Origin of the sequence: Nocardia sp. CY15, from assembly GCF_009829295.1 — a bacterium.
Classification (GTDB): Bacteria; Actinomycetota; Actinomycetes; order Mycobacteriales; family Mycobacteriaceae; genus Nocardia; species Nocardia sputi.
This window is the reverse complement of record NZ_VUOT01000009.1, coordinates 141,214-166,983: the sequence shown is the minus strand read 5'-3', so window position 1 is coordinate 166,983 and position 25,770 is coordinate 141,214. Positions and strand designations below refer to the sequence as shown.

At 68.7% G+C, this 25,770-nt stretch carries 30 protein-coding genes; 14 read left to right on the top strand and 16 right to left on the bottom strand.

Annotated elements, in window-relative coordinates; all coding sequences use genetic code 11:
• The first annotated feature begins 3 nt into the window (after positions 1–3).
• The gene (locus tag GVY39_RS14005; RefSeq protein WP_159924330.1) at positions 4–864 is read left to right on the top strand and encodes an RNA polymerase sigma factor; all 861 of its coding nucleotides are present in this window, start codon (positions 4–6) and stop codon (positions 862–864) included.
• An 18-nt stretch (positions 865–882) separates the two neighbouring features.
• Here the strand turns inward: GVY39_RS14005 and GVY39_RS14000 are convergent, their stop codons facing one another.
• On the bottom strand, positions 883–1,542 hold the full coding sequence (locus tag GVY39_RS14000) for a PhoU domain-containing protein (protein ID WP_236565449.1): 660 nt from the start codon (positions 1,540–1,542) through the stop codon (positions 883–885).
• A gap of 510 nt (positions 1,543–2,052) precedes the next feature.
• On the opposite strand from GVY39_RS14000, the gene GVY39_RS13995 reads away from it, so the two are divergent.
• Positions 2,053–2,448, top strand: coding sequence for a nitroreductase/quinone reductase family protein (locus tag GVY39_RS13995; protein WP_159924328.1), 396 nt, complete (start codon positions 2,053–2,055; stop codon positions 2,446–2,448).
• Between the two features lie 70 nt (positions 2,449–2,518).
• Positions 2,519–3,610, top strand: a complete 1,092-nt coding sequence (locus tag GVY39_RS13990) for a calcium:proton antiporter (RefSeq protein ID WP_201295220.1) — start codon at positions 2,519–2,521, stop codon at positions 3,608–3,610.
• Between the two features lie 41 nt (positions 3,611–3,651).
• Here the strand turns inward: GVY39_RS13990 and GVY39_RS13985 are convergent, their stop codons facing one another.
• Both GVY39_RS13985 and GVY39_RS13980 read right to left on the bottom strand, forming a co-directional pair.
• A complete protein-coding gene (locus tag GVY39_RS13985) occupies positions 3,652–4,032 on the bottom strand; it encodes a DUF5313 family protein (protein ID WP_159924324.1) in 381 nt (126 codons plus the stop codon).
• Positions 4,029–4,520 (bottom strand): MarR family winged helix-turn-helix transcriptional regulator, encoded by a 492-nt coding sequence (locus GVY39_RS13980; protein ID WP_159924322.1) that lies wholly within the window; start codon positions 4,518–4,520, stop codon positions 4,029–4,031. Before GVY39_RS13980 ends, GVY39_RS13985 begins: the two co-directional genes overlap by 4 nt.
• Before the next feature lie 119 nt (positions 4,521–4,639).
• Between GVY39_RS13980 and GVY39_RS13975 the strand changes: the two genes are divergently transcribed.
• Positions 4,640–5,641, top strand: a complete 1,002-nt coding sequence (locus tag GVY39_RS13975) for a DUF418 domain-containing protein (RefSeq protein ID WP_159924320.1) — start codon at positions 4,640–4,642, stop codon at positions 5,639–5,641.
• 156 nt (positions 5,642–5,797) lie between these two features.
• Here the strand turns inward: GVY39_RS13975 and GVY39_RS13970 are convergent, their stop codons facing one another.
• Complete coding sequence (locus tag GVY39_RS13970) at positions 5,798–6,247, bottom strand: hypothetical protein (protein WP_159924318.1); 450 nt, start codon at positions 6,245–6,247, stop codon at positions 5,798–5,800.
• A gap of 626 nt (positions 6,248–6,873) precedes the next feature.
• Positions 6,874–7,068 (bottom strand): hypothetical protein, encoded by a 195-nt coding sequence (locus GVY39_RS13965; protein ID WP_159924316.1) that lies wholly within the window; start codon positions 7,066–7,068, stop codon positions 6,874–6,876.
• A gap of 113 nt (positions 7,069–7,181) precedes the next feature.
• Between GVY39_RS13965 and GVY39_RS13960 the strand changes: the two genes are divergently transcribed.
• The 3 genes from GVY39_RS13960 to GVY39_RS13955 are packed head-to-tail and all read left to right on the top strand — an operon-like array spanning position 7,182 to position 7,982.
• Positions 7,182–7,619 (top strand): hypothetical protein, encoded by a 438-nt coding sequence (locus GVY39_RS13960; RefSeq protein ID WP_159924314.1) that lies wholly within the window; start codon positions 7,182–7,184, stop codon positions 7,617–7,619.
• A 22-nt stretch (positions 7,620–7,641) separates the two neighbouring features.
• Positions 7,642–7,797 carry a DUF6131 family protein gene (locus GVY39_RS33900; protein WP_085994835.1) on the top strand — a complete coding sequence of 52 codons (156 nt, stop codon included), beginning with the start codon at positions 7,642–7,644 and terminating at the stop codon, positions 7,795–7,797.
• 11 nt (positions 7,798–7,808) lie between these two features.
• Complete coding sequence (locus tag GVY39_RS13955) at positions 7,809–7,982, top strand: CsbD family protein (RefSeq protein WP_159924312.1); 174 nt, start codon at positions 7,809–7,811, stop codon at positions 7,980–7,982.
• Positions 7,983–8,082: 100 nt separating this feature from the next.
• Here the strand turns inward: GVY39_RS13955 and GVY39_RS13950 are convergent, their stop codons facing one another.
• The 3 genes from GVY39_RS13950 to GVY39_RS13940 all read right to left on the bottom strand — a co-directional run bounded on the left by GVY39_RS13950 (position 8,083) and on the right by GVY39_RS13940 (position 9,707).
• Positions 8,083–8,811: a VIT family protein gene (locus GVY39_RS13950; protein WP_159924310.1), complete on the bottom strand. Its 729-nt coding sequence runs from the start codon at positions 8,809–8,811 to the stop codon at positions 8,083–8,085.
• 67 nt (positions 8,812–8,878) lie between these two features.
• On the bottom strand, positions 8,879–9,253 hold the full coding sequence (locus GVY39_RS13945; RefSeq protein ID WP_159924308.1) for a hypothetical protein: 375 nt from the start codon (positions 9,251–9,253) through the stop codon (positions 8,879–8,881).
• Positions 9,254–9,317: 64 nt separating this feature from the next.
• Positions 9,318–9,707 carry a PPOX class F420-dependent oxidoreductase gene (locus GVY39_RS13940; protein WP_159924306.1) on the bottom strand — a complete coding sequence of 130 codons (390 nt, stop codon included), beginning with the start codon at positions 9,705–9,707 and terminating at the stop codon, positions 9,318–9,320.
• A 158-nt stretch (positions 9,708–9,865) separates the two neighbouring features.
• On the opposite strand from GVY39_RS13940, the gene GVY39_RS13935 reads away from it, so the two are divergent.
• Complete coding sequence (locus tag GVY39_RS13935; protein ID WP_159924304.1) at positions 9,866–10,849, top strand: sigma-70 family RNA polymerase sigma factor; 984 nt, start codon at positions 9,866–9,868, stop codon at positions 10,847–10,849.
• A gap of 72 nt (positions 10,850–10,921) precedes the next feature.
• On the opposite strand, the gene GVY39_RS13930 is transcribed toward GVY39_RS13935, so the two are convergent.
• Entirely contained in the window at positions 10,922–12,871 is a 1,950-nt protein-coding gene (locus GVY39_RS13930) for a UvrD-helicase domain-containing protein (RefSeq protein ID WP_159924302.1), read from the bottom strand.
• A 135-nt stretch (positions 12,872–13,006) separates the two neighbouring features.
• Complete coding sequence (locus GVY39_RS13925; protein ID WP_236565448.1) at positions 13,007–14,080, bottom strand: AraC family transcriptional regulator; 1,074 nt, start codon at positions 14,078–14,080, stop codon at positions 13,007–13,009.
• Between the two features lie 33 nt (positions 14,081–14,113).
• Here GVY39_RS13925 and GVY39_RS13920 point away from each other — a divergent pair, with 33 nt between their 5' ends.
• Positions 14,114–15,619: an NAD(P)/FAD-dependent oxidoreductase gene (locus GVY39_RS13920; protein WP_159924300.1), complete on the top strand. Its 1,506-nt coding sequence runs from the start codon at positions 14,114–14,116 to the stop codon at positions 15,617–15,619.
• 33 nt (positions 15,620–15,652) lie between these two features.
• On the opposite strand, the gene GVY39_RS13915 is transcribed toward GVY39_RS13920, so the two are convergent.
• Positions 15,653–16,465 carry a DUF1460 domain-containing protein gene (locus tag GVY39_RS13915; RefSeq protein ID WP_159924298.1) on the bottom strand — a complete coding sequence of 271 codons (813 nt, stop codon included), beginning with the start codon at positions 16,463–16,465 and terminating at the stop codon, positions 15,653–15,655.
• A 135-nt stretch (positions 16,466–16,600) separates the two neighbouring features.
• Between GVY39_RS13915 and GVY39_RS13910 the strand changes: the two genes are divergently transcribed.
• The gene (locus tag GVY39_RS13910; RefSeq protein WP_159924296.1) at positions 16,601–17,011 is read left to right on the top strand and encodes a nitroreductase family deazaflavin-dependent oxidoreductase; all 411 of its coding nucleotides are present in this window, start codon (positions 16,601–16,603) and stop codon (positions 17,009–17,011) included.
• Between the two features lie 108 nt (positions 17,012–17,119).
• Here the strand turns inward: GVY39_RS13910 and GVY39_RS13905 are convergent, their stop codons facing one another.
• The 4 genes from GVY39_RS13905 to GVY39_RS13890 all read right to left on the bottom strand — a co-directional run bounded on the left by GVY39_RS13905 (position 17,120) and on the right by GVY39_RS13890 (position 20,829).
• On the bottom strand, positions 17,120–18,058 hold the full coding sequence (locus tag GVY39_RS13905) for an alpha/beta hydrolase family protein (RefSeq protein ID WP_159924294.1): 939 nt from the start codon (positions 18,056–18,058) through the stop codon (positions 17,120–17,122).
• Positions 18,059–18,225: 167 nt separating this feature from the next.
• Positions 18,226–19,206 (bottom strand): hypothetical protein, encoded by a 981-nt coding sequence (locus GVY39_RS13900; RefSeq protein ID WP_159924292.1) that lies wholly within the window; start codon positions 19,204–19,206, stop codon positions 18,226–18,228.
• Positions 19,193–20,509 carry a hypothetical protein gene (locus tag GVY39_RS13895; protein WP_159924290.1) on the bottom strand — a complete coding sequence of 439 codons (1,317 nt, stop codon included), beginning with the start codon at positions 20,507–20,509 and terminating at the stop codon, positions 19,193–19,195. The genes GVY39_RS13900 and GVY39_RS13895 overlap by 14 nt, the downstream gene beginning before the upstream one ends.
• Positions 20,506–20,829, bottom strand: a complete 324-nt coding sequence (locus GVY39_RS13890; RefSeq protein WP_159924288.1) for a hypothetical protein — start codon at positions 20,827–20,829, stop codon at positions 20,506–20,508. Before GVY39_RS13890 ends, GVY39_RS13895 begins: the two co-directional genes overlap by 4 nt.
• A 414-nt stretch (positions 20,830–21,243) precedes the next feature.
• Between GVY39_RS13890 and GVY39_RS13885 the strand changes: the two genes are divergently transcribed.
• Both GVY39_RS13885 and GVY39_RS13875 read left to right on the top strand, forming a co-directional pair.
• Positions 21,244–21,438 carry a hypothetical protein gene (locus tag GVY39_RS13885; protein WP_159924286.1) on the top strand — a complete coding sequence of 65 codons (195 nt, stop codon included), beginning with the start codon at positions 21,244–21,246 and terminating at the stop codon, positions 21,436–21,438.
• Positions 21,439–21,702: 264 nt separating this feature from the next.
• Positions 21,703–22,929: an ROK family transcriptional regulator gene (locus GVY39_RS13875; RefSeq protein WP_159924284.1), complete on the top strand. Its 1,227-nt coding sequence runs from the start codon at positions 21,703–21,705 to the stop codon at positions 22,927–22,929.
• Here GVY39_RS13875 and GVY39_RS13870 read toward each other — a convergent pair.
• Positions 22,907–24,154 (bottom strand): acyltransferase, encoded by a 1,248-nt coding sequence (locus tag GVY39_RS13870; RefSeq protein ID WP_159924282.1) that lies wholly within the window; start codon positions 24,152–24,154, stop codon positions 22,907–22,909. The two genes, GVY39_RS13875 and GVY39_RS13870, sit on opposite strands and share 23 nt — an antisense overlap.
• Before the next feature lie 227 nt (positions 24,155–24,381).
• Between GVY39_RS13870 and GVY39_RS13865 the strand changes: the two genes are divergently transcribed.
• Positions 24,382–25,068 (top strand): crotonase/enoyl-CoA hydratase family protein, encoded by a 687-nt coding sequence (locus tag GVY39_RS13865; protein ID WP_159924280.1) that lies wholly within the window; start codon positions 24,382–24,384, stop codon positions 25,066–25,068.
• 6 nt (positions 25,069–25,074) lie between these two features.
• A complete protein-coding gene (locus GVY39_RS13860; protein WP_159924278.1) occupies positions 25,075–25,656 on the top strand; it encodes a TetR/AcrR family transcriptional regulator in 582 nt (193 codons plus the stop codon).
• Positions 25,657–25,770 lie beyond the last annotated feature (114 nt).

Here is a 25,770-nt window from a genome sequence, read left to right as displayed (position 1 = left end):
CGGATGAGCACTGAGCACGACCGGGTCGCGGCGGAGGAGAAGGCCATGGTCGCCCGCGCGGTCGCGGGCGACCGGGACGCCGTCACCCAGGTGGTGCGCCTGCTACAGGACCCGCTCTACCGGCTGGCCCTGCGCATGGTCTGGCGGCCCGCGGAGGCCGAGGACGCGACGCAGGACATCATGGTGCGCGTCCTCGACCATCTGCACACCTGGCGCGCCGAGGCTCGGCTGCTCACCTGGGCCTACCGCATCGGCGTCAACTATCTGCTGAATCTGCGGCGGCAGACCCCGCAGGAGGCCGCGCAACTGAGCCTGGACGCCTACCGGGACGGGCTGGCGGACGGATTGTCCGAGGCGGACTATCGCGGACCGGAAGCGGTGCTTCTGACCGCCGAGGTGCGGCTCACCTGTAGTCAGGGCATGCTGCAATGCCTGGCCCGCGACGAACGGATCGCCTTCGTGCTCGGCGACGTGTTCGAACTGAGCTCGACCGAAGCCGCCTGGATCCTCGGCATCACCTCCGCCGCCTATCGAAAGCGATTGCAGCGAGCGAAGAAACGACTCGGGAACTTCCTGAACGCGACCTGCGGCCTGGTCGACCCGGCGGCGTTCTGCCGCTGTTCGCGCCGAGTGGACCGAGCACTCGCTCTCGGGCGCGTCGACCGGCCTACACCGGTGTACGCGCGCCATCCGGTCAGCGTGGGCGGCCGCACCGCGGCCGAGGCAGAACAGCAGATGATCCGGTTGCACGACGCCGCTTCGGTGCTGCGTGCCCATCCGGATTACGCCGCACCGCAGGCGAAGATGGACGCGATCGCGGGGCTGCTCGGTTCCGGACGCTTCCCCTTGCTCGACGGGGCCTGACCCGCGCTCGGCTGCGGCTCATTCCTCGTCGGCGGGCTGGGCGGTCGGGGGAATTCCGGTGTCGAGGAAGCGGATGAGCCGATCGATGCGTGCCGTGTGGTCGACACAGCGCTCCAAGTGGTGCCCCAGCAACGCGATATCCATCGCCACTTCGGTGGACGGCTGGGACGCTTGGTCGCGCAGCGCGGAATCGAGTTGCTCGTGCAGGGTTTCCATCGGGCGTCCGGGGGGTGTCTGCTCGGACAGCGCTTGGTGACCCGCGACCGCCTGCCCCGCCAACGCCGTGCGCTCGGCCGCCAGCTTGCCCATCGCGGCCAGGATGTCCAGGATGGGTTGCCGCGCCACGTGTCCGGGATGACTCTGGTACACCTTGTCGGCGACCCGGCTGACGAGCCAGCCGATGCGGGACAGTTCACCGGCGATCTGGATCGCGGTCACCACGTGCCGTAGGTCGCGCGCCACCGGCGCCTGTAACGCCAGCAGCACCACGGTGCGCGCCTCGCACGCGCCGTACATCTTCTGCAACTGCTCGTCGAGTGCGAAGACCTCGTAGGTCGCGGTGAGGTCGGCGTCGACGAGCGCGTCGGTAACACGCTCGACGGCGTCGTGGGCGAGCGTGCACATCAGCGTCAGATCATTCGTCAACGCGATGAGCTCGGCAGTGAACTGGGTGCGCACCGCCAAATTCTCACCTATCGACGGGCACGGGGTCGATTCCTTGCCGGATGTTCTTCCATAACGACATCGACTCGGCGCCCGCGGCGATCGACTACGCCGCGCGGAGGATCGAGTCTTTGCGGCCGCTGCGCGTAAAACGCAGTTCCGCCCGTGGTTTCGCGCCCTCACACCGGTCGGGCCGACGCGCGAATGCGACGTCTCCGCTCGGGCCCGGCTCTCGGAATCGTGCTGGTCGCCGCATAGTCAGGCGGAGCCTCGAGAGATATTGCCGCGCTGCATATCAGTGTCGAAGATCACAGAGATGTTGGTGTGCATGGCAACTCGCCTATCTGCTCGAGCAGGTCTCCCGAGCCCGGCGCGGTCGCTCGGACGGCCGATACCGCGTGATACCGCGGGCGTCGCGTTCGGTGTTCGGCGCCTGTACATGCGCGTGCCGGTGCCCTGCTCGACGCCCGAATCGCCCAGGCCGCGAAGCCCACCCACCAGTGCCGCCGGTGTTACCGTCGCGGCATGCCGAACTTGCGCGATATGCAGCATCGGGTGGTGACGGCGTTGCAGCGCCGGGTCGGCAACCCGATCCTCCGCACACTGCCCGGACAGACCCTGTTGGAAACCACCGGCCGGATCAGCGGGCAGCCGCGGATCACCCCGATCGGCGGACGAAAGGTCGGGCGGGAATTCTGGCTGGTCTCGGAGTTCGGCGAGCGGTCGCAGTACGTCCGGAACATCAAGGCCGACAATCGGGTCCGGCTGCGGCTGCACGGCCGCTGGCACACGGGCACCGCGCACCTGTTGCCGGACGACGATCCGCGTGCCCGCCTGGTCGCGTTGCCGCGCGCCAACAGCGCGGCCGTCCGGTTGGTCGGCACCGATCTGCTCAGCTTGCGCATCGATCTGGACGATTGAGCCCGCGGCCGGGTGGCGGAGATTGATCACCCGACCAGGATGCGGATCATTTGCTGGGACGATGGTGGGCATGATCCGTGTGTTGCTTGCCCGCTGGACCGTACTCGTACCACTCCTCGCAGTCCTCGCCCTCGCGGCGACGTGGGGCCGAAGTCTGCCCGGTGTGACGGTGACGATCGTGGTGCTGGCGTTGATCGGGGCGGTGCTCGCCGCGGTGCACCACGCGGAGGTGGTCGCGTTCCGGGTCGGTGAACCGTTCGGCTCCCTGGTACTCGCGGTCGCGGTGACAGTGATCGAGGTCGCGCTCATCCTCACACTGATGAGCCAGGGCGGCGACAAGACCGCCACTCTGGCTCGCGACACGGTCTTCGCCGCGGTGATGATCACCTGCAACGGCATCTTCGGTCTTTGCCTGCTCGTGGGAGCCCTGCGGCGGCGAGTAGCCGTGTTCAACGCCGAAGGCACCGGAGCGGCGCTGGCCACCGTGGCGACGCTGGCCACGCTCAGCCTGGTGCTGCCGACCTTCACCACGAGCAAGCCTGGTCCGGAGTTCTCGCCCGCGCAGCTGGCCTTCGCCGCGGTGGCCTCGCTCGCGCTGTACGGGTTGTTCGTGATGGTGCAGACCGTGCGTCATCCGGACGACTTCCTGCCGGTCGAGGCGGACGGCGTGGTCACCGAGAGTGACGAGCACGCCGAGTCCCCCAGCGTGCGCGCAGCGGTGGCCGCTCTCGCTCTGCTGCTGATCGCCTTGATCTGCGTGGTGGGTCTGGCGAAGGTGGTCTCGCCCGCCGTCGAGACGGCCGTCGAGTCGGCGGGTCTACCGCAATCGGCGGTCGGGGTGGTGATCGCGCTGCTGGTGCTGCTGCCAGAGACGCTGGCCGCGGTACGGGCAGCGCGCCGCGATCAGGTGCAGATCGGTCTCAATCTGGCGCTGGGTTCGGCCATGGCCAGCATCGGCCTGACCATCCCGGCGATCGCCGTGGCGAGCATCTGGCTGGAGGGCCCTCTGGTACTGGGTCTCGGCTCGACCCAGATGGTTCTGCTGGCCCTCACCGTCGTGGTGGGCGGGCTGACGGTGGTTCCGGGGCGGGCGACACTGCTGCAAGGCGGCGTCCATCTGGCGGTGTTCGCGGCGTTCGTGGGTCTCGCCGCCAGCCCCTAGGTGGAAACCACCATCACCGGACCCGCTGCGGAGCGCGACAGTCAGCGCGGGTGCTGGGCCGCGTACCTCGCGCGCTCCCGGGCTCGGCGCTGGGCTCGCCGCGCATTCTCCAGATCGGCGGGCAACCCGTGCTTCGCGAGCCGGTGCGCGCGGTTCATCGGCATGAAAGCGACGGTGTAGAACAGGGCCAGCAGCAGCGCGAGCAGGACCATGGCGCCGCGCAGCCACAGTTCGCCGGGGAACAGCAGGAATGCCGCGAACAGCGGTGTGAAGGGCACCATCCCGCGCAGAACGTGCCTGGCGGCGGCGAATCTGCCGGTCAAGTCGTCGCGTACCCATTCGCGCATCGAATCGGGCAGACGTCGTCCGAGGGCATAGCCGATCCACTGGATCGGACCGGGCCGTCGCCGCTCTCGGGTCATGCCTGGGCTCCTCGGTGAGGGGACAGGGCGTCGGGCTCGGTGAGCACCGACCGGCGGGCCGCCTCGTTCACCCGGGTGAGGGCTTCGCGCAACTCCTCGAGGTCGGCCAGGGTGACGCCGAGGCGGCGCACGACGGCGGGCGGGATGCGCTCGGCTCGCGCGCGCAGTTCGGCCCCGGCCGGGGTCAGATTCACCACCAGGTTGCGCTCGTCGCGGTTGTCTCGTTCGCGGCTGATCAGCCCGGCGGCTTCGAGGCGTTTGAGCAGCGGCGACAGGGTGGGTGAGTCCAGCTGGACGGCCTCGGCGATCGCTTTGACCGACATCGGCGCCTCGCCCCACAGCGCGAGCATCACCAGATATTGCGGGTGGGTGAGGCCGAGCGGCTCCAGCAGCGGCCGGTAGACGGCCAGCACCGCGCGGTTCGCCACCGCCAGCGCGAAGCAAACCTGCCGATCCAAACGCAGGGGATCGTCGATCTCGCTCTCCATCGAGCCTCCTTGGTCCGCATTCAAGTTATCGCATGAACAGTTAGTGCGTTAATCAATGTGTGCGACATCTCGGCCGCGAGAACCCGGTTCCGGGGCGGCTGCTCGATACCGTGAAGTTCATGCACAACGACGCGGATCCGCTACGCATCGAGGAATTGGACGCGGTCCGTGGTTTCGCCCTGTGCGGAATCCTGGTGGTGAACATCTGGCGGATCACCGGGATGGCGGCGACGGATGGGTCGGGGGTGATGCATCCGATCCGGCATGTGCTGTCGGTGGTGTTCGAGGGGCGGTTCTTCCCGATGTTGGCGTTCTTGTTCGGGATCGGCTTCGCCTTGCTCTTGGACAAGGCGGCGGAGTGCGGCGAGCGCCCGCGATTGGTCCTGATCCGGCGCCTGCTCGCGCTCGGGGTCATCGGCCTGGTCCATCAGTATTTCCAGCCGGGGGAGGCGCTGCTGCCGTACGCGCTGGCCGGGCTGGTGGTCCTGTTGCCCGCGTCGGCGCTGCCGAACTGGGTGGTGCTGGTGGCGGGCCTGGCCGGCACCTTCGGCGTAGCGCTGGCACTGGGCGGTGGGCTGGCCCTGGCGCCCGGGTTGTTCCTGCTCGGCCTCGCCACCGCTCGCGCCGGGATTGTGGACACTCTGGACGAGCGGGGGCTGCAGATCGCTGTGGTCTTCGCCCTCGCCTTGCCCGCCGCGATACTGGCGGGCAGGTGGGAGTACCGCACGCCGTATCTCGAATTGTGGTCCACCCCGGCCATCGCGGTGGCGGGCCTATTGGGCGCGCTGGCCTATTCCACCGGGCTGCTGCTGTTGCTGCGCATCGAGCCGGGTCAGGTGCTGGCGGAGGTGTTGCGGCCGCTGGGGCGCATGGCTTTGAGCAATTACGTCGGCGCAACCGCTGTGATCCTGCTCGCCGCACCGCGTCTGGGGTTGTCCGGCTCCGACGACTACGCGACGGTTCTGGGGTCGGCGGTCGCGATCATCGTGGTGCAGGCGGCGCTGAGTGCCCTCTGGCTGCGGCTGTTCGAGTACGGCCCACTGGAATGGGTGTGGCGCTGCGTCACCTGGTGGACGGTGGTGCCGATCCGGCGGGTGCGAATGCCGAGCCGTCCGTACTGATCTCGAGGTCGCGGGACCACCTGTGTCCTGGCGAACGCGGCACGCGTCACGAAACAGTGGCTAGCAGTCGTCTCGCTCCCGTGCCGCGGCCTGCGGTTCGGCGAGCAGGTGGCCGAACTCGTGTCAGAGTGTGCGCCCGGCCGCGATCGCCATCGCTCACTGGCACTGTTCGTTCTCGATGCGCCGCAGGACATCCAGCATCGCCAGTACCGAATCCGCGCGGACCGTGCCCTGTCGTAAACCATCACGCAGCACCAGCTCGAGCACCTCTTGCTCGACATTTCCCCTGAGCGCGTTGATCAATGCCAGCTCGCTGCCCCGCGCCGCCGCCAGCTGCGGATCGGTGAACGGATCCAGGCTGTCGAGCCCGAAGTAGCCGCGGAACACCTCCAGCGTCTCGTAGGACGGGTTCACCGCCTGCCCGGTACGCAGCTTCCAGAGGTAGTTGGCGGACAGGCGCGCTCCGGTGGCGCGGTGGATGTCCGCGGCCAGCGCTCGGTGGGTGATCTGCTGCGCGCGTCCGTCTTTGCCCACGGGCGGGTGCATTCCGTTGATGAGCTTGTTGAGAGCCCGCGTGAACGGGTGCGTAGCGTGAACCTCCCCCATGATCAGCATGTCTCCTGTAGTTGACAGGCTATGTGGCGTAGATCATACTCGTCGTGCTCCGCCCGCGGTTGCCGATGCGGTCGCCCCGAAGGCTCGGGGGACCATGAAAGCCTGGCGCTTGGAGCGGCAGCAGGTGGGGCGATCATCGTCGCTCGCCCCATTTCATCGGTGTACACGACAGGGCGAGTGGTTCTCGATGCCGGGAATCGAAGCGCCGGAAGGTCGCTCACGCAGCGATTCTGCTCGACCCCGATCCCAGCGTGCGGCCGAGAACCATCGGCGGGCGGGCCGGGGCCGACATGCGCGGCCGTTCAGCGGCCGAGCGCCGTATCGGTGCTCCGTGCGTGCGCACTGGTGTCGGCGATGACTGCCGACCTGGTGGCCAGGGTGGCGCGAGCGCGTGCCGCGACGGTGTCGGCGTCGAATCCGACCAGCTCGGAAGCCGTTCCATGACCGGAGGCCGAGACCGAGCCACTTCTCCCCGGAACCTCTACGGGTAGCGGCACCGCCAGCCGTTCGACGAGTGAGGTCGCTGGATGCCGGGCGGACTGCCCGCCACGGGACGGAGGCGGTCCCGCCGGTGCCCGCGCAGATCGGTCAGGTAGCCGGGCGGCGGAACGATCCGATCAGGAGGCGGAGGCTCCGGTCCGGCGGATCGCGTCGAGGACTTCGCCGTAGGTGAGGTCGGTCGAGTTCACGAGCGCGCGCTCCGACGGGACGTCGATGTCGACGGAATCGATGCCGTTGACGCCGCGCAGCGCGGATTCGATCGCCGACGCGGACTCACGCGTAACGTTGTGCAGAGTAACTGTGTAGGTCATGCATTTCGCATTGACCGATTCGGCCCGCTCAAACTTTCCTTTTCGTCGCGTTTGACCGCCCGTACGCCGGGAATAGCGGAGTTGTCAAACGACTCGACGCAACAAGGATTGCCATGATCATCATCATCGGGCTCGTCGCCTTGATCGCGGCCGTGATTATCGGAGTTGCCGCCGTGGTGGGCAACACCGGCCCCGCTCAGCAACTGACGAGCGATTTCGCGGTATTCGACTACCACTTCCACGGTTCCACCGGAGCGCTGTTCGGTTACGGCGTCGTGCTAGGCGCGGTCGGCATGCTCGGACTGGCACTGGTCCTCTCCGGCGCCTGGCGGGTGAGCCGCCGCAGCGCGGCCGCGCGTCGGGAACTCAAGCAGTCACGTCGCGAGATGGCGGCGGTGCGGCGTGATCTGGCGGCGGGCACCCCTGCTCCGGCCGACCGGACTGCCAACGAGCCGGCCTGGCGCCAGTGGCTGCGCACACCCCGTTCGGGCGCTGCCCGAACCGATCGCGGCGCGACGGTGTCGACTTCGAAACCTGTGACCGCGAAATAGTCAAGAGAAAAGGAACACGACAATGATTATCCTCGGCCTCATCCTCCTGGTCCTGGGCTGGCTGCTCGGTATTTCACTGCTCACCACGGCGGGCATCATCGTCCTGATCATCGGGCTCGTCCTGCTGGTGGCCGGCTCGGTCGGCCGTCCGGTGGGTGGCCGCCGCTGGTACTACTAGAGGAATTCGTCATGAAGTTCGAAGATCGCCTCGCGCATCAGGTACAAGCGACTCGGGGCAACGTGAAGAAATTCCTCGGCAGAGCGACGGGAAATTCCCGGTTGGAGGCCGAGGGGCGGGGTGAGCAGACTCGCGGCAACGTCAAGCGCGCCGCGGACAAACTGCGCAACGCGTTCAAGCGCTGACCGCCCGACCGATCGACCCGGTGCCGGGCGGAGGCCGATGGCCTCCGCCCGGCACCGGCGTGCTCCGGGGACGGATGCGTCCGGAATTACGGCTTCCGGCTCAGATTCCGGCGACGTCGGCGGCCTGCCCTATTCCGTAAGTGACGGCCATGGCCAGCGCACCGCCGAGCACGACCCGGACCACGGCCCGGCCACGCGGGCTTCCACCCAGCCGGGCGCTGACCGACCCGGTGAGCGCGAGCGCCGCGAGCACGGCCGCGAAGGTCACCGGAATGCGCGCGGTGACCGGCGGCAGCAGGATGGCCAGCAATGGCAGCAGCGCCCCGAGGGTGAAGGCCACCGCCGAGGAGAACGCCGCCTGCCAGGGGTTGGTCAGCTCGGCGGGGTTCAGGCCGAGTTCGGCCTCCGCGTGTGCGGTGAAGGCGTCGTGCGCGGTGAGTTCTTCGGCTACCTTGCGCGCCGTTTCGGGCGTCAGCCCCTTGGCCTGATAGATCCCCTCGAGTTCGGCCAGCTCGTAGTCCGGCTCTTCGCTGAGCTCCCTGCGTTCTTTCGCCAGTAGTGCCCGTTCGGAGTCACGCTGGGTGCTGACCGACACGTATTCGCCCACCGCCATCGAGATCGCGCCCGCCGAGAGACCCGCGATGCCCGCGGTGAACAACGCCGCCGTCTCCGTCGTCGCCGCGGCGACGCCAACGACCAATCCCGCCGTCGACACGATGCCGTCGTTCGCGCCGAGCACACCCGCTCGCAGCCAGTTGAGCTTGGCGGCGAAGCCGTTGCTGTGCGGTTCGTACGGATGGGCGCCGGAGGCGCTGGTCGTGCGATCCATGCAACGCACACTAATCACCGCCGCGACGCGCGGACGGCAACCGCCGCAGGGCCTCCGGGACGCCCGGCTAGGTGTGGGGTTGGCGGGGAACCGCCAGTGGATGCGGAAGCATCGTGCGGTGGATGATCTGCAGAATCATCAGGAACAGCACCGAAAGCCCGGCAGTGGTGTAATCCCCGAGCAGCACCGCCAGAACTGCGAACCCGCCGAACACGGGAAGCTCCAGCAGCGCGCACCAGCGCAGGATCCGCAGCCGCCTGGCGTTGGCGGCCAGCCGTTGTACGCCGTCGTCGATGATGGTCAGCGCCGTCTCGTACCGCACCATACCGTCACCGACCTGGACGAACATGTGCACCGCTTGGTCGCGGCTGAGTTCGCCGAGCCAAGCCCGGTCGATCAGCCGCTTGCCCTCCTCGGCGACCTCCTTGATAACCGCGTCCATGCGGCCCCCTTCCCAGTCGATCCCGGAGAGTCTAGCGGCCGAATCGAGCCTTCCCAGTGGCGATTCAAGCGGGCGGGAAGAGGTAGAGACGCTCGGGCACGATGCGCACGATCAGCCGCTGCGCCTCGGGTTCCGGTGGGGGAGTCGCGCCACCCATGTACTTGGCGTACATCGCGGTCAGCAGGGTCTTGTCCGGGTCGTCGGTGATCTCGACCCGGCCGCGCACCTCCGCGTACCGGCCGTCGGCGCGGCTGAGCACCAGCAGGCTCACCCGCGGATCGCGCCTCATGTTGCGGGTTTTCAGCCGTCCTTCGATCGTGCTGAACAGCAGGGTGTCGCCGTCGTAGTCGACGAAGATCACCGAGGACTGCGGACGGCCGTCCGCGTTCGCGGTGGCCAGGACGGCGGCGTGTGGGCGGTCGATCAGGGTGCGCACGGTGTCGTCGAGTTGCATCGGAAGTCTCCTCGGTCGGTGCGGGAATCGCGGTGATCCCCGTAATGCCGACCACCCCAGCGACGCGAAGGAATCGGGGGGCGAGCGATTCTTTTTGGCGTCCCGCTCGGTCATATCTGCGACGGCTCACGTTCTGTGGACCGGGAAAGGACCTGCGGATGACCTCGACCAGTGCGCTGCCCGGCGCCGAATTCAGCCGCCGCACCCAGCCGTATCGCCGGGAATTGCTCGCCTACTGCTACCGCATGCTCGGCTCGATCCACGACGCCGAAGACCTGGTGCAGGAGACCTATCTGCGCGCCTGGCGCTCCTACGACACCTTCGAGGGCCGCTCCTCGGTGCGGACCTGGCTGTACCGGATCGCCACGAACGCATGCCTGACCGCGCTGCGGCACCACGGGCGGCGGGTGCTGCCGTCCGGCCTCGGGGCCCCCGGCACGGACCCGACCGCGCCGCCGGTCCTCGCTCCTGCGGACGTCCGATGGTTGCAGCCCTTGCCGGATGCCCTGGTGACGCGGGAGTCGGCGGACCCGGCCGGTGTCGCGGTGGCTCGCGACAGCCTGCGCTTGGCGCTCATCGCCTGCCTGCAACATCTGAACGGCAGGCAGCGCGCGGTGCTGCTGCTGCGCGACGTCCTCGGCCTGCCCGCGGCCGATGTCGCCGACTCGCTGGACACCAGCATCGCGGCGGTGAAGAGCACCTTGCAGCGCGCCCGGGCACGGCTCACGGAGGTCTCGGCGGCCGCGGAGCAGGCGGTGCCGCCGAGCGAGCCCGCTCAACGCGCGTTGCTCGAGGAGTACATGATCGCCTTCCGCCGCGCCGACCCCGCGGCCATCGAACGCCTGCTACACCGCGACGCCGTGCTCGAAATGCCGCCTTCGGGCACCTGGTTCGAGGGCAAGCGCACGTGTGTCGCCTACCTGGCCGAGCAGGTCCTCGGCGCTCCCGGCGAGTGGTTGATGTTCCCGGCGACGGCCAACGGGCAACTCGCCGCAGTGGCCTATCGCCGGGAAACCGACTGCTTCTACCGAGCTTTCGGCATCGCGGTGCTGACCACGACGAAGGACTCCATCATCCGGATCACCGCCTTCGGCGACCCCGGCTTGGTCACCGCCTTCGGCTTCGCCCCTGTCCTCGGGTGAATCGGTACGCGCCGGGCCGCCGACTCCGTGCACGACGCGGGGCGTCGGAAGGCCTGACGACCGCGGGTTCCGCTATGCCCGGTCGGCCCCCGAACGATCGTCTCGGATGCCGATCCACGCGTAGTCGCGCGCCCTGGTGACCGCGACGAGTTTCTGCCGCTCGGCGAGTTCGGCTCGTTCGCGGCTCGCGCCGGTGCGCGGTTGCGCGCCGCTGGACCAGGTCGGATGGAAGACCGCTGCGAAGTCGAGCCCCTTGGCGCGATGTATCGTCCCGACTTTGACCGCAGCGCACAGTGTCCCGTCGTAGTCCTCCAGGGGCAGCGTGGCGATGCCGACGGCGTCCAGTGCCCCGGCGAGCCGGCTGGACTCCTGGCGCGTGCGGGTGAGTACGGCGATGTCCGACAGCGGTTTCCCGCATCCGAGGATGCCGCTCACGAGCGCGGACTCCAGGTACTGATCCGGCCCACGCCAGATGTGCACCACACCGTCGGGCAGGGTGACGTCGGCGTCGCGCAACAGCACACCGGCCGCCTCGTCGAAATCGCCGAGCGCGTTCACCGCGTCGATCCCGGCGGCGTTCTCCCAGACGCGGCGGCGATTGCGGTAGTTCACCCGCAGGATCTCGCCGCGGCCGCGCAGGTCGATGCCCGCGTCGGCCATGCGCCAGCCTCCGGCGTACACCTGCTGCTGGCCGTCGCCGAGCAGCAGCAGCGGACTGGACCCGTTGCCCCCGGCGATGGCGTGGGCCAGCCGCAGCCCGGCCGGCGTCATGTCCTGCACCTCGTCGACGACGACAGCGTCATAGGGTTCGGCCAGCGGTTCGTTACGGATCTCGGCCAGCGCGACGGCGATCACGTCGCTGTAGTCGGAGATGCCCCGCTCACGCATCTCGTTCACGTACGGGACGTACAGCTTGTGCCACACGTCGGCACGTCGGTCGTCGCCGAGGCGAACGCCGTGGCGTCCGTGCCGCTCCGTGCGCTGGTAGACGTCGAGATCGTTGATCTCGCGCCCCTTGATGACGCGGTCGATCTCCTCCCGCCAATAGCTCTCGTGCGGCTCGATGTCCTCGAAGTCGGATCGCGCTTGCTCCCAGACCCGGCCGAATACTTCGTCGGCTCCGCGCGGATCGAGTTTCGGTGCCGCGATCCGCTGCCCGAGGAAATCCAGGGCCCAGGAATGCAATCCGGCGAACTGGACGCTTCCCTCGGTTCCCGGTGCCAGGCGCCGGAAGTAGGTTTCCTGGCAGTGGACGAGCGTCTTGACGAACGTGGTGTACAACTGACGCCCGGTTGATCGTTTCGCCTGCCTGGCCATGCGGTGCAGGGCCACGACGGTCTTGCCGGTGCCCGCCGGACCGGCCAGCCGGGCGGGACCGGTGTACGTGCGCGAGACCAGCGATTCTTGTTCGGGATCCAGGAAGGTCATCCAATGCTGGAACGACATGCCCAGTGCCGCGTCACGCTGGGGGGCGAGCACTTGCGCCCGTTCGAGCAGGGCGAGATCCGGTGGGTCTTGCGTCGCCTCCTCGATCTCCAGCAGATCGTAGTCGCGGGCCGATTGGTGGGCGACGGTGTTCGCGATGGCCCGCACCCGTTTGTGCTTCAACTGCCGGTGCCGTGCACGGACCACTCGATCGAGCTCGCCCGGCTCGGCGACGGCGAACCGGCCGTCCACGCGCGGGCCGAACCCGGCGGGCACGAGCAGGACGATCTGCGTATCGTGGGCGACGACCTTCTCGCGCCCGAACTGCACTCTGCCGAAACGAGCCTCGACGTCGCGGCGCAGCTCGTCGAGCTCCCCCGGCACGCTCTCGGCGAAGCGCAACGCGAAAAGTCCGTTGCCGCAGACCAGCAGCGCATGGGCGCGGCCGTCGGGCGTGCGGGCCGGATCCCGGTGGACGAGCAGGTAGCGCCCCGGCTCCGCCAGCGCGTCGGCGAGGAAAGTCCGCTGCTGCGAGGTGAAGCCGGGAAGGCGGGTCAATGTGTCCGTGACCCGGGAGAGCCAGGCATCGGTGTTCATGGAGTCCCCCTTCCGTTGACACCTACCCCGTCATCGACGGTAAAGACACGGCGTCGAAGAGGGAATGGGCGCAGAGCTTTCGGAGGCAACCGTTACCGAAACGGGCGAATCGGACACCGGACCGTTGTCGAGCTGTCACCCGAACGTATTGTGCGAGTGCGCCGTTGTCTGCGCCCCGGTGCGTCGCACTGTGGTAGGCGTTGTGCCCCACCATCTTCGGGCGCACCGGGTGAACGTCGCCTGCTCGGACAGCCCGATCAGCGAGGCGACCTGACTCATCGGCATATCCGTCGTGGTCAGATACCGGCGCGCCGCGTCCCTGCGGACCTCGTCGAGGATCTCGGCGAACGATGTGCGCTCGGCGGCGAGACGTCGTTGCAGGGTGCGCGGGTGCACGGTCAGCAGCCTTGCCACCGCGCCTATCTCGGGTGCGGCCGTGCCGAGCAGTTGCCGGACGGCGGCGCGCACCTGCGGGCCGATCGCCGCGTCCGCGTCGCCGGACTGCTCGGCGAGGAACGCCATGGCCAGCCGGTGCAGGTTCTCGTCACCACCGGTCAGCGGGCGGCTGGCCAGACTGCTCGGCACCCGCAGCGCCGCGAACGGCCGCCCCACGCGAACCGGGGCGCCGAAGAACTCCTCGTAATCGGCGACCGGGGCCTCCGGCCGGTAGGGCAGCTCGACCGAGCGCAGTCCGTAGCGGTCGTCCACCAAGCGCTGGATGGTGCGATGCACGAAGGCCAGCCCCAGATCGGTGCCTTGGACCGGTGTCGGTAGTCCCGGCCGCACGCCGTAGCGCAGCGCGATCACGCCGCGGTCCCCATAGGGGTCGGGCTCCAGCGTCAAACTGAGCGACCGCGCGTGCAGGAACAGATACCGCGCCGAGCATTCGAGCACGTCGGCCAGCGACGGCGAATTCCGGATGGCCAGCGCGAGCGGACCGAGCATGTCCAAATCCTGCCGGTGGGATATCCGCAAGCCCAGGTCGGGGCAGCGCAGCCGGTGCGCTGCCAGTTCCAGCACGGCCGCGACCCGCTCGTCGGGCACCAGTAAGTCGTCGGCGTCCAGGGCGGCCACCGGCAGGCCGCACGCGATGGCCATTGCCTCGGCGTCGCCGCCCAGTTCGGCCACGGTCGCGCGGAAACCGCGTAAGCCCGCCGACCGGATCACCGACATGTCGTCCAGAATCAAATAGTTGTCGCGCGAAGTCAAGAATGCGGTCCGCTCGGCTCGCACACTGGAGGGATGAGCGAGACCGCCGTAGCACCGGAACACCTCGATGTCGTCATCGTCGGCGCCGGACTGTCCGGCATCGGCGCGGCCTACCGGCTGCAGACCGAGTGCCGCGGCAAGACCTACGCCGTCCTCGAGGCCCGCGACACGCTGGGCGGCACCTGGGACCTGTTCCGCTACCCCGGCATTCGTTCGGACTCCGACATGTTCACCCTCGGCTATCCGTTCAAGCCGTGGCGCGCCGCCAAGTCGATCGCGGACGGTCCCTCGATCCTGCGCTACATCACCGAGACCGCCGCCGAACACGGCATCGACCGGCACATCCGCTATCGCACCAAGGTGATCGCCGCCGACTGGGACAGCGGCGCCGCGCGCTGGACGTTGACCCTCGAGCACCGCGACGAGTCGGGCGTCGCCGAGAAGCGCACGCTGACCTGCGGCTTCCTCTACGCCTGCGCCGGGTACTACAACTACGACCAGCCGTACGCGCCTGAGTTTCCCGGCGCAGCCTCGTTCACCGGCCGCGTGGTGCACCCGCAGTTCTGGCCCGAGGACCTCGACTACCGCGGCAAGCGCGTCGTCGTGATCGGCAGCGGCGCGACCGCGGTCACGCTGGTTCCGGCCATGGCGGAGCAGGCGCAGCTGGTGACGATGCTGCAGCGGTCGCCGACCTGGATCAGCCCCGTGCCGGGCCGGGACAAAATCGCCGACAGAGTCCGCGAGCTGCTTCCGCCGGGGCTGGCGCATCGCGTGATCCGCACCAAGAACATCCTGTTCGGCATCGGCTTCTACCAGTACTGCAGGCGTCGTCCGGAAGCGGCGCGCAAGCTGCTCACCGGCCTCACCACGCGCATCCTGAAGGACGACAAGGCCGTCGCCGAGCACTTCACGCCCACCTACAACCCCTGGGACCAGCGTCTGTGCGCCGTCCCGGACGCGGACTTCTTCAAGGCGATGAAGAAAGGCAAGGCCGAGGTCGTCACCGATCACATCGACAGCTTCGTGCCGGAGGGAATCCGGCTGAAGTCCGGCCGAGTGCTGGAGGCGGACGTCGTGATCACCGCGACCGGGCTGCAACTGCTCGCGTTCGGCGGTATCGCTCCCAGCGTCGACGGTGCGCGGGTCGATCTGTCCGAGCAGTTCGTCTGGCAAGGGGCCATGCTCACCGGCGTCCCCAACTTCGCCGTGTGCATCGGGTACACCAACGCGTCCTGGACGCTGCGCGCCGATCTCACCTCCCGGCTGGTCTGCAAGGTGCTCAATCACATGGATCGCAAGGGCTACGCCGCCGTGGTGCCCGCGCCGCGAGGCGACCTCGGGGAGCACCCGCTGCTGGATCTGGCCTCCGGCTACATCCAGCGCTCCATCGGCGACTTCCCTCGACAAGGCGACCGTCATCCGTGGAAGGTGCGGCAGAACTACTTGCTCGACTCGGCCACCACCCTGCGCACGGACCTGGACAAGACACTCGCCGCGACGCCGAAATCGGCGGTCCGGCAGCCCGCGCCCGTTTCCTGACTCGCAACGAGGGCTCGACAACCGAGCCCGCGCTTACCGCGCCCGGAGTACGACGATGCCCGGAGTGGACCGGACATACTCGGCGAAAGGCTTGTCCACCACCTTGTTGTCGGCCGCCAGCGAGGACGCGTTGCGGAAGACCGGCCCCGCGGGGGTCGTCACGAAGATGCCGACGTGGGTGACGTCCAGGCCGGGCTGGTCGGTGTAGGCGCCTACGTAGTCGCCGGTGCGCAGCCTGCTCACGACATCCTGGTCGACGGCAGCGCTGGGGATGTAGGTGATCGCGCGATCGACCACGGGCAACCCGGGAAGATAACTGCCGCCGCCGGCTTTCGCGTTGAGCTGCTTGGCGACGGTGACCGCCCCGGCGCTCAATGTCGCCGTGACGTCGGTGGCAGCGACCTTGGCGGTGTGCGCCCAATCGCTGAAGAAGTGTTTGCGCTGCCGGAAATCGACTCGTCCACCGGCATAGCGTGTTTCGATCAGGTTCGTCGTGAACTGGGTTCGGTCGGTGTATCTGCTGAGCGCCTCGACATAGTCGAGGTAGGTGAAGCAATCCACCCTGCGGAAGTCGATGACCAGCTGTTCGGGCTCGGTCGCCGACCCGACGAGCATGTTCGCGCCGTACGGCGTGCCGAGGAACGGACGCGACAGCAACTCGATCAGCTCCGCCCGGGTCGCCGAGGCGGGCGCCTGAGCGCGCAGCGACAGCAATTCGTCGAGTTTCCTCGTGGTGAGGTCGTCGAGCTGCACGGTTTCCGGCGCACCGAGGGCCGCGGGCGGTAGCGACACCGCGGCGCAGACGAGGGCCGTCAGGACGAGCAGTACGCGAGCGATGGTGCGCAAGGCGCCTCCAGCAGAGGTGATCGGTAGACGAACGGCGATACCCACCGTAGCCCGGCGGCGGGCGAGCGGCCTCTGCGATGACTTGGGTAGGCTCGCCCACGACCCGGCGCACCCGACCCTCCAGGAGAACAGGCCATGGCAGGCGACTGGAACACCAAGATCATCGAGGAATTCCGCGCCAACGAGGGCAAGGTCGGCGGCCCCTTCGCCGGTCGCGAACTGCTGCTGCTCACCAGCATCGGCGCCAAATCCGGTCTTCCGCGCACCAATCCTCTGGCCTTCATCCGCGACGGCGACGACCTCGTGGTCATCGCGTCCAAGGCGGGAGCTCCCACCAATCCCGACTGGTTTCACAACGTGCGCGCCAACCCCGAGGTCACCCTCGAAATCGGCACCGAAACCCTCCTGGCCACGGCGACTCCCGTCACCGAAGGCCCGGAACGCGATCGCCTCTACGCCGCCATGGTCGAGATCATGCCCGGCTTCGCCGAGTACCAGGAGAAGACCGAACGGGTGATCCCGGTCGTCAAACTGACCCCACACTGAGGCAACAGGCGCACGTCGTTCCGACGACCACTGCGGCCGCGGCGGACGACATCGCTCGACGACGGATCGGCGGACCGACGGCGCGGCAGGGCCTGGACGGCCGGTGGGTTACGCGGCTCCCACCGAGGACAGCAGCATCGGCAAAGCGTTTTGCATCTGGATCTTCCAGGCATCCCAGTTGTGGCCTTGGGCGGGAACGTAGCGTTCGTCGACCCGCGCTCCGAGTTGTTGCAGCCGGTCCACGAAGCGGAAATTCTGTTCGTAGGCGGCGGATTCCACGGGGTCGGCCTTGCCGTAGGAGACGAACAGTGGGATGCCGGTGAGGTCGTCGGCCTGGCTGTAGGGGTTGTTGGCGACCCAGACATCGCGGTTGACGATGTAATCGCCCCAGACCCGTTGCCACTCGGCGCCGCAGCCTCGGCCGGGCTTGTCGGGCTCGCCGGGAGCGCCGGAATCGTGCAGTGGATCGACGTTGCCGCTGAAGGAAGCCGCGGAGTTGAACCAACCCTGGTGTGCGGCGGCGAATTTCATGGCGCCGAGACCGCCCATGGAGTTGCCCGCGATGGCACGCGTCGTATTGGCTCGATAGCTGGTTTCCAGCAGGGTGCGCACGTCGTCCAGGAGGTAACTCTCCCAGGCTGGGGGACCGCCGCGCCCCTCGTTGTACCAATTGGAATACGCGCTGCACCAGCTGGTCTCGGGCAGCACGAAGATCGCCTCTTTGCCCGCTGTGAGCGCCTCGAGGTTGCCCTTGTCGGTCCAGGACTTGTGGTCGTCGAAGCCGCCGTGCAGCACCCACACGGTCGGCCAGGTGCGGGCGGAGTCCTTGGACCACCCCGGCGGGAGCAGCAGCCGGACCACCTTGACCGACCAGTCCGGACCCTCGAGGTTGGGCGAGGAGACTCCGATGTCGAGGATCCGGTCGCTGACCCGGGTCTCCCAGCGCACCGTCGGCGCCGCCTGTGCCGGGTGCGCGGACAGGAAGGGCACGGTGAGGCCCGCGATCACGGCGACGATGGCGAGGGCTATCCGGAACGGACGACGCAACGGTCGGACCTTTCGCTCTGCGGTCGTGCGAAATACGCACTCTCACAGAGGAATCTAGAGCACCGCGCACTCTGTGAATAGAGGTGTTCGCAAATAGATTCCGCGCGGGCGGCGGTATGGGGCGCTACGGGAGCGTTTCGGCTCGACATCGCGCGGAGCAGCGCGGGTCAGCCCGCCATGATCCCGGTGATCAGCGTTTGATCCGTTCCGGTCCGGGTCGTGATGAACTGCGTGAAAGTGTACGGCTCCTCGTCGGGAAACTGCTGGGTCAACCGGACTTCCCACCGTGCTTGACCGTCGGGACCGTCCCCCGCCCGGGAGATATGCACGCAGTAACGAGTGCCGACGGGCACCTGGTTGATACCGCGCTGGATCTGATCGGCGGAGGCCACCGCCGCGTCGGGGGCGACCACCGCGCGGGCCCGGTACCCGGACCGTTCGGCGTAATAGGCGTACTCGAAAGCGAAGATGGCGTCGGGACCGCTACCCGTGCCGCCGGGATCGGTACCGGAAACGACGTCGGCGGTGCGCTTTTGCTCGCACCCCGGCGTCGCGATCGCCCACGGTGGCTTGAGCCGGGAGGTGGATACCGAGGTGGCCGGCGCGGGTCCGGCCGCACGCGACTGCGACGTCGCCGCCGTTTTGCGCGAATCGGCCTCGGAACCGTAGATCATGGCCACGCCGATCGAGACGGTGGCGACCACGATGGCGAGCACGATCAGGGCGGTCAGTGTGCGGTTGCCGCGCTGTTGATCCGTGCGACGCGGATGGCGCACCGGGGTGCCGGGATGGACTCCGGACCGATTGACGATGCCGGGCGCCTTGACGGGGCTGTCCTCGGCCTTGGCCGGCTCGGGCTCGGCGGGCGTGCGGCGTTGCTGCGCGGCCGCCGGTTGCGGCGGGCGCGCGGCCGGAGGCGCCGGATCGAGCCACTGCTCCCACTCGCCGAGACGCGGCCGCTGCGGGGTTCGCGGGGGTTCGGCGGCCTCGTGCTGCGGCTCGCGGCGGCGAATCTGCTTGCGGCGACCGGCCGAACGGCGGCGCTTCGAGGGCTTGCTCGCGGGAATGCGCAGCATCGGCAGACCCGTGTCGAACGGATTACCTTGACCGGCGGCCTGACTGGGATGCTCCCGGTCAGGGGGTGTCATCGTCGAATTCGCCCAGCACCGGTACGACCGCTGTCACAGCGGACGGGATGGTCACGCCGAGCTGTCCGTCGCGCGGCTTGTGCTCGTGGTCGTTGCCACCCGGCGGCGGGGCGGGCGGCAGTACCATGCCGCCGGTCGTGCCGGGATGACCGGGATGATCCGGGCGGCCCGCGGGCGCGGGCGGCGTCGAGTCGGCGAAGGGCGGCCCCACCGCGGGCGCGGGCCTGCTCTCCGGCTTCGGCACGTCCGCCCTCCCGGCGGGCGCAGAATTGCCCGGCGGGGCCACCGAGCCGGGGCCGGTCGAGGACTTGTGGTCCTGCGATCCGCCGAAGTCGAACAGCTTCGAGGAGTTCTTCGAGTCGTCGCCGTTCGTGCCGGAGTTGGTGGTGGAACCCGGGTTGATCAGTTCCGGGATCGCCTTGTCCGCGGCCGCCGCCACGGTGTCGATGCTGTGGATGCCGACTTCGGCGATCTTGTCGATGATGTGCGTGCCGATGTCGACGCCCGCGTTGATGGCCGTGGTGCCCAGTTGCACGCCCGCGGAGATCAGCTGCTGCTGCAACTGCAGTTGCGCGGCCTGTGCGGGGTCCAAGGGCTGCGTGGTGCCGGGCGTCGTGGTGGCGGGCGTCGTGGTGCCGGGCACGACTTGTCCGGTGCTACCGGGGTAGACGGCCTGGCCTTGCGTGACGCCGGACGGTGAGGTGACCGTGAGCGGTCCCATCGCGTCGAGTTTCCTGGTGTGATCGTCCATCTCGGTACGCGCGGCCGTCACCGTGGTGAGCGCGTCGCGCAGCGCCTGGGTGGCCCGTGCGATGACGGCGTCGGTCTCCGGCGCGGAGGTCGCGTTGCCCAGGATCTCCCGCGCGTCGCGCCGGAAGTCGGCGATGATCTGGTCGACTTGCCGCGCCGCGCGCCCGGAGGTGGCGTGCGCGTCGGCGAGGACGGACAGATAGGCGGGTCCCCGGTCGGAGATGTCGCCGATCTGGGTCTGGGTGGTGCGCATCGCGGGCACCGCGCTGTCGGCGGCGCGGGAGGTCCAGGTCGATTCCAGCGCGTGCAGGCCTTCGCGGTGCGGACCTTCGGTATCGGCCACCTGTGTGGAGGCGGCCGAGAGTGCGCCGGTGGCTGCCGCGCTCGGCACGCCGACACCGGTACCGAGCGAGGAACGCAGCGTCAACAGCGGTTTGACCAGCGCGGCGACGATCGGCGGGTCGACACCGGGTTCGGTGCTCAGCGGCCGGGGGGTCTCGGTGGCGGGCTGGGTGGCGTGTGACCGTTTGCGCAGTCCCATCAGGCTTCTCATGCCAGTTCCTCCCCTGACCGGGTGATCGCCGTCGCCGTCGCGGCGTCGACACCCTGCGCCTCCTCGCTGTAACCACGCAGGACCTGGCCGTAGGCGCCGACCAGCTGTCCCGCGGTCGACAACGCCTCCGCGTGTTCGGAGACGGCCGCGGAGAAACGCGCCGCGAATTCCGCGCCGACGAGCCCGAGATCGGCGGCCAGCCGGTCCGGATCCACCGCGCCGGAGGCGACCGCGGCCGCCGACGCCAATTGTTTGGACACCGCGTCCGCTATCGCGGTGTAGGCGGCCATCGCCGCCGGGTCGAGCTTGAGCGTGTCCACTGTTCCCCTCCCGGATCCCAGTCTGTCGCTACCGCGCCATGATTCATTGCCAAGGGTACTGTGCCGGAGGCCCGCTATGCGCCCGATCCCCGGTGGTCTGTTTCGCGCGGACGCCTTCCTCGCGCGCGTCAGATGCCGGGCGCGGGGCCGCCCGGGCCTGGTGGCGTCCGCGCGCGTGGCGGTCGGCGCTGGTCCGACACCCCTGTTCACGCCTTCTCCGCACGTCTTCCCTGCGGTGGCGCAACGGCTTCCACCCGAGCGAACGTACGCGTGGCGAGATTGCCATCCGGAACAACAGAACAGGTGTTGTGCGCTGCATCACAGTCTAATATGTTGCTGTGAACAACATTCGGTCCGCTCCGACCGGCCGGAGACTTCTCCGGCCGGAGATGAGAGACCCGCTCATGCGAAAGCATGTTCAGCGCGGCGGCGCTGTTGTTCGCGCTGCTTGCCGCCACGCTCACGGCGTGCGGCGACGATACGGCGGAGTCCGCGGGTAGAACCCGGACTGGCGTGATCCTTCCCGACAGCAAGACCTCCGCTCGCTGGGGCATGGTGGACCGCAAGTACTTGGAGCAGGTGTTCGAGGCGCTGGACAACGGGATCTGATACCGCACGCCCCTTCCGCGATTCGATGAGGGGATTGCGGAAGGGGCTCCATTCCTTCGAAGGAGCGGATGCTGGAGGCGGTGCTCGGCGCCGCGGTGGGTCGCGGTGATCGACAACGGGATGGGGCTGATGGACTACAGCGCGGGCACGAGATGCGTTGTGACCAGGATTTGTCCTGCTCTCGGCCGCCGGAGTGGACGCCATGTCCCGTAAACGTGCGCTCCTGCTTCGATGAATGTCAGCCCCGTGACGAAAGCCCGGTGAATGCGAGCAGCACCTTCTCCCGAGGAGATCCGCACGCGCAACCTCGCCGGGTTGCTGCGGCACGTCCACCGTGACGGGGCGGTGTCGCGCGCCGCGCTCGCCGAGCGGATGGGGTTGAACCGCAGCACGATCCTCGCGCTCACCACGGACCTGGCGGCGGCAGGCCTGGTGAGCGAGGAACTGCCCGGGCAGACCGGACGGGCGGGCAGGCCGTCACTGGTGGTGCGGCCGCGGTCGGAGCGGGTCTACGTCGTCGCGCTGGACGTCGGCGCGGACCGCCTCATCGCGGCACGGGTCGGGCTGGGCGGTTCGGTGCTCGATCGCATCGAGACCACCCGTCCGGGTGGGACGTTCGACCCGGGCGACGTGATCGCCGCCTTGGTGACGATGGCCAGGGAGGTGATCGGTGCGGCTGCCGCGGACGCCGTGTGCGTGGGCGTCGGCGTCGCGTTCTGCGGCATGGTCCGGGAGGAGGACGGCGTGGTGCGCTACGGGCCGAACCTCGGCTGGGTGGACGTCCCCTTCGGCGCAGAGATGACACGGGAACTCGATCTCGGCCTCCGTGTCGCGGTCGGCAACAACGCCAATCTCGGAGCGCTGGCCGAGCGTGAACGCGGTGCGGGAGAAGGCTCGGCGAACCTGATCTACCTGCACGGCGACGTGGGTATCGGCGGCGGCATCATCGTCAACGGTGAACTGCTCAGCGGGGAAGGCGGCTACGGCGGGGAAGTCGGGCACATGATCGTCAATCCGGCCGGGCGGCCGTGCGCCTGCGGTTCCCGGGGCTGCCTGGAGGTCGAAACGGGCGAACTCGGGTTGATCGCGGCGGCGGGACGGACCGAACCCTCGGGGCAGGCGGCGGTCGACGCGATCATCGAGGCGGCTGCCCGCGGCGACGCGGCGGCACGGGACGCCTTGCACCAGGTCGGCGAATGGCTCGGCCGCGGCGTCGCCAATCTGGTGAACATCTTCAATCCGTCGATGGTGGTGTTCGGTGGCGTGCTGCGCGAGATCTACCTGGCGTCCGCGGCGCAGGTGCGCAGCCGGGTGGCGGTGAACGGCCTTCGAGCCGTCCGCGAACGGGTCCGGTTGCGCACCAGCGCACTCGGCGGTGACGCGACCTTGATCGGGGCCGCGGAACTGGCTTTCACCGACTTGCTCACCGATCCGTTGCAGACGTTGTCCCGTACGTCCGCGGCGCGCGCTATGCGGCGCCTGCCGCGCTGAAACCCGACAGGTGGGTGGTGAGCAGCCGGACGCGCAGCCGCTGTTCATCGGTGGTTTCCTCGGGGTGGTGGATCTCGATGCTCAGCCGGTCGTCGAAGGTGCTGATGATGATGGTGCCGCTCGGCTGTTGCAGCCGGTGCCCGGTCTTGTCCGGCTTGCCGAGCATGATCGAGCGGAAGTCGGTGATTCGCAGGTCCTCCGGCACGCGCGGTCTGGGCACCCGTCCCCAGTTGGTGGCGAGCACGATGCCCGGTGCGCGTGGCGGAGGGCCCGCGGCGATCTCGGGAATGTGCAGCGGGGTCTGTTGCACCATGCCCGTGTCGAGTCCGGCGCGCAGCGAGTCGCTGATGGCGCGGGCCAGTTCGACGAGCGTCGCGCCGGTCCGTGGGCCCGGCACGAAGTTCTCGAAGCCGAGTACGTTGGTGCCTTCTGTCGCCCCGATCGGCGGCCGCACCCGGGTGCGCAGGTCGACGGAATAGGTGTAGGCCAGGTCGGTCAGCGGCAGCCCGCGCAACTCGGCCTCGGTGAGCAGGATCGCGGCGGAGGCGATGCCGTTGATCGTGGTGCCCTCCCGGTGCCCGAGCTCGATCAGCGCGGCGGTCTGCGCGCGGGTCAGCCTGCAGCGCGCGGTGCGGGGGAGGAGGTAGTCGGGATCTTCTGGGCCGGAGAAGGTCCGAGCGACGCCCATCGGACGGTACGGCAGAACCGGTGTGCCGATCTTCCGCACGCCGCGTTCGTGTAGCAGGTCTTCCACCGATCGCGGGAAGCCGTGTGGCTCCGATTCGGCCGACTGCCCGCGGACGAGGTCGGTATAGCAGGACCACAGCTCCGCGAACACGGCCAGCGAATGATAGGCATCCGCGACGCTGTGGTGAGTCACCAAAGTGACGCCCGCGGAGTCGCGGTCGCGGACTACGCACAGCGAGGCGAGCGCTCTGCGCTGATCCAGCCGGGCGCCGGTCAGCAACTGCTCGGGATCACCCTCGGTGACCGTCATCTCGGGTGCGGCGCTCGGCGATTCGAGCAGGAAATGCCCACCGCACCCGTCCGGCTCCAAGCGGGCGCCGAGGATCGGGCGGGAGCGCACCACGGCTTCGAATGCCGCCGATAGGGCAGCGAGATCCAACCGACCCGCGATCCGAATCGAATAGCCGACGAGGACTTCACTGTTGGCGAAGATCGCCTCACTCGGCGCCAGCGGACGGATGACGGTTGCTGCGGTCATGTCGCTTCCTCCACCTGAGCCTGTCCCGAGGCTAGTCCGAAGCCCGCGCGCGCCAGGCTCTTTCGGCAGCATCGTGTGTGTCCTGTATCGGTCGATCCGCGGTCGCCGTTTCGGATCGTTGCCACAACGACACCTTGTCCGAAACTGGCTCCGTGACCGGGAGCCCGTGGATAGCTGCCAGCCCCTCTGGAGTGATACTCTAGAGCATCGCTCTAGAGGAGGCTGCCATGACCGAACTCGCCACCTACCAGCTCGAAGACGGGGTCGCCACGATCACGCTTGACGACGGTAAGGCCAACGTGATGTCGGAGGACATGATCGGTTCCATCGCCGCCGCCCTGGACCGAGCCGAGGCCGACCGCGCCGTCGTCCTGCTGACCGGGCGCCCACGCGTATTCTCCGCGGGCTACGACCTGGCGACGTTCTCGCGTTCCGCCGACGACATCCGCCGAACCCTGCGTGCCGGCGGCAACCTCGTCCATCGGCTGCTGGGGTTCCCGTATCCCGTCGTCGCGGCATGCCCGGGGCACGCGATCGCCCAGGGCGCGTTCACGCTGCTGGCCACGGACGTGCGGTTCGGCGTCGTGGGGGATTTCAAAGTGGGTCTCAACGAGGTCGCGATCGGGCTGACCATCCCGCATTACGGCGTGGAGCTGGCACGGCATCGGCTCACCGCCCCCGGATTCGACCGCGCGGCGAACACCGGGATCCTGGTCGGACCCGAAGAGGCCAGAGAGCTCGGCTTCCTCGACGTGCTCGCCGCCGACGCGGACGACCTGCGCACGCGCGCGACGGCCGAAGCGCACCGGTTGACCGGAATCGACTTCGCCGCGCACACCGGGACGAAGCTGCGGGTCCGTGCTCAGGTGCTCGCGGCGGTGCGGTCCGGCATCGATGCCGAGTTCGACGGCTAGACGGCCGTGGGCACCCGCGAGCGGATCTTGGCCGAAGCGACGCGGCAGTTGCTGGCCAAGGGCTATCCGGCGTTCACGGTGGCGGGCGTGCGCGATCGTCTCGGTTTGTCCAGCGGCAGCATGTTCCACGCGTTCGGCTCGAAGGCCGAATTGGCCGCCGCCGTCTACGTCTTCGGCATGCTCGACTATCAGCGGACGGTGCTGGAGGTTCTCGACACGTCCGACGTCGGCGCCGAGCAGGCGATCCGCGCGATGCTCGCGGCCCATCTCGGCTGGGTGGAAGATCATCGTGATCTCGCCCGTTTCCTGTTCGCCACGCTGCCGGACGAGGTCGCGCGGGCTGCGGAGCCGGAACTGGCACAACACAATCGGGTCTTCTTCGGTGCGCTGGAGCGTCGGTATCGAGAGCTGCGGGCAACCGCGGACGTGGGCGAGGACGGCTATCCGGTCGCCCACGCGATCTGTGTCGGACCAGCGCAGGAGTACTGCAGGCAGTGGGTACGCGGACGTGTCACGGCCCCGCCGCGCACGCTGGCCGCGACATTTCAGGAGGCCGCCCTCGCCGCCCTCGCCACCTTGACGCGATAGCCGCCGCGCCGGGAGTCATGCTGCCGGGCGGAGGATGGGCAGCCGCGCAGTGCCTTCGGCGATCGGTTCGTTTCCGGCCGCGGTTTCGGCGGCCGTCGCCGAGCGCCTTCTGGG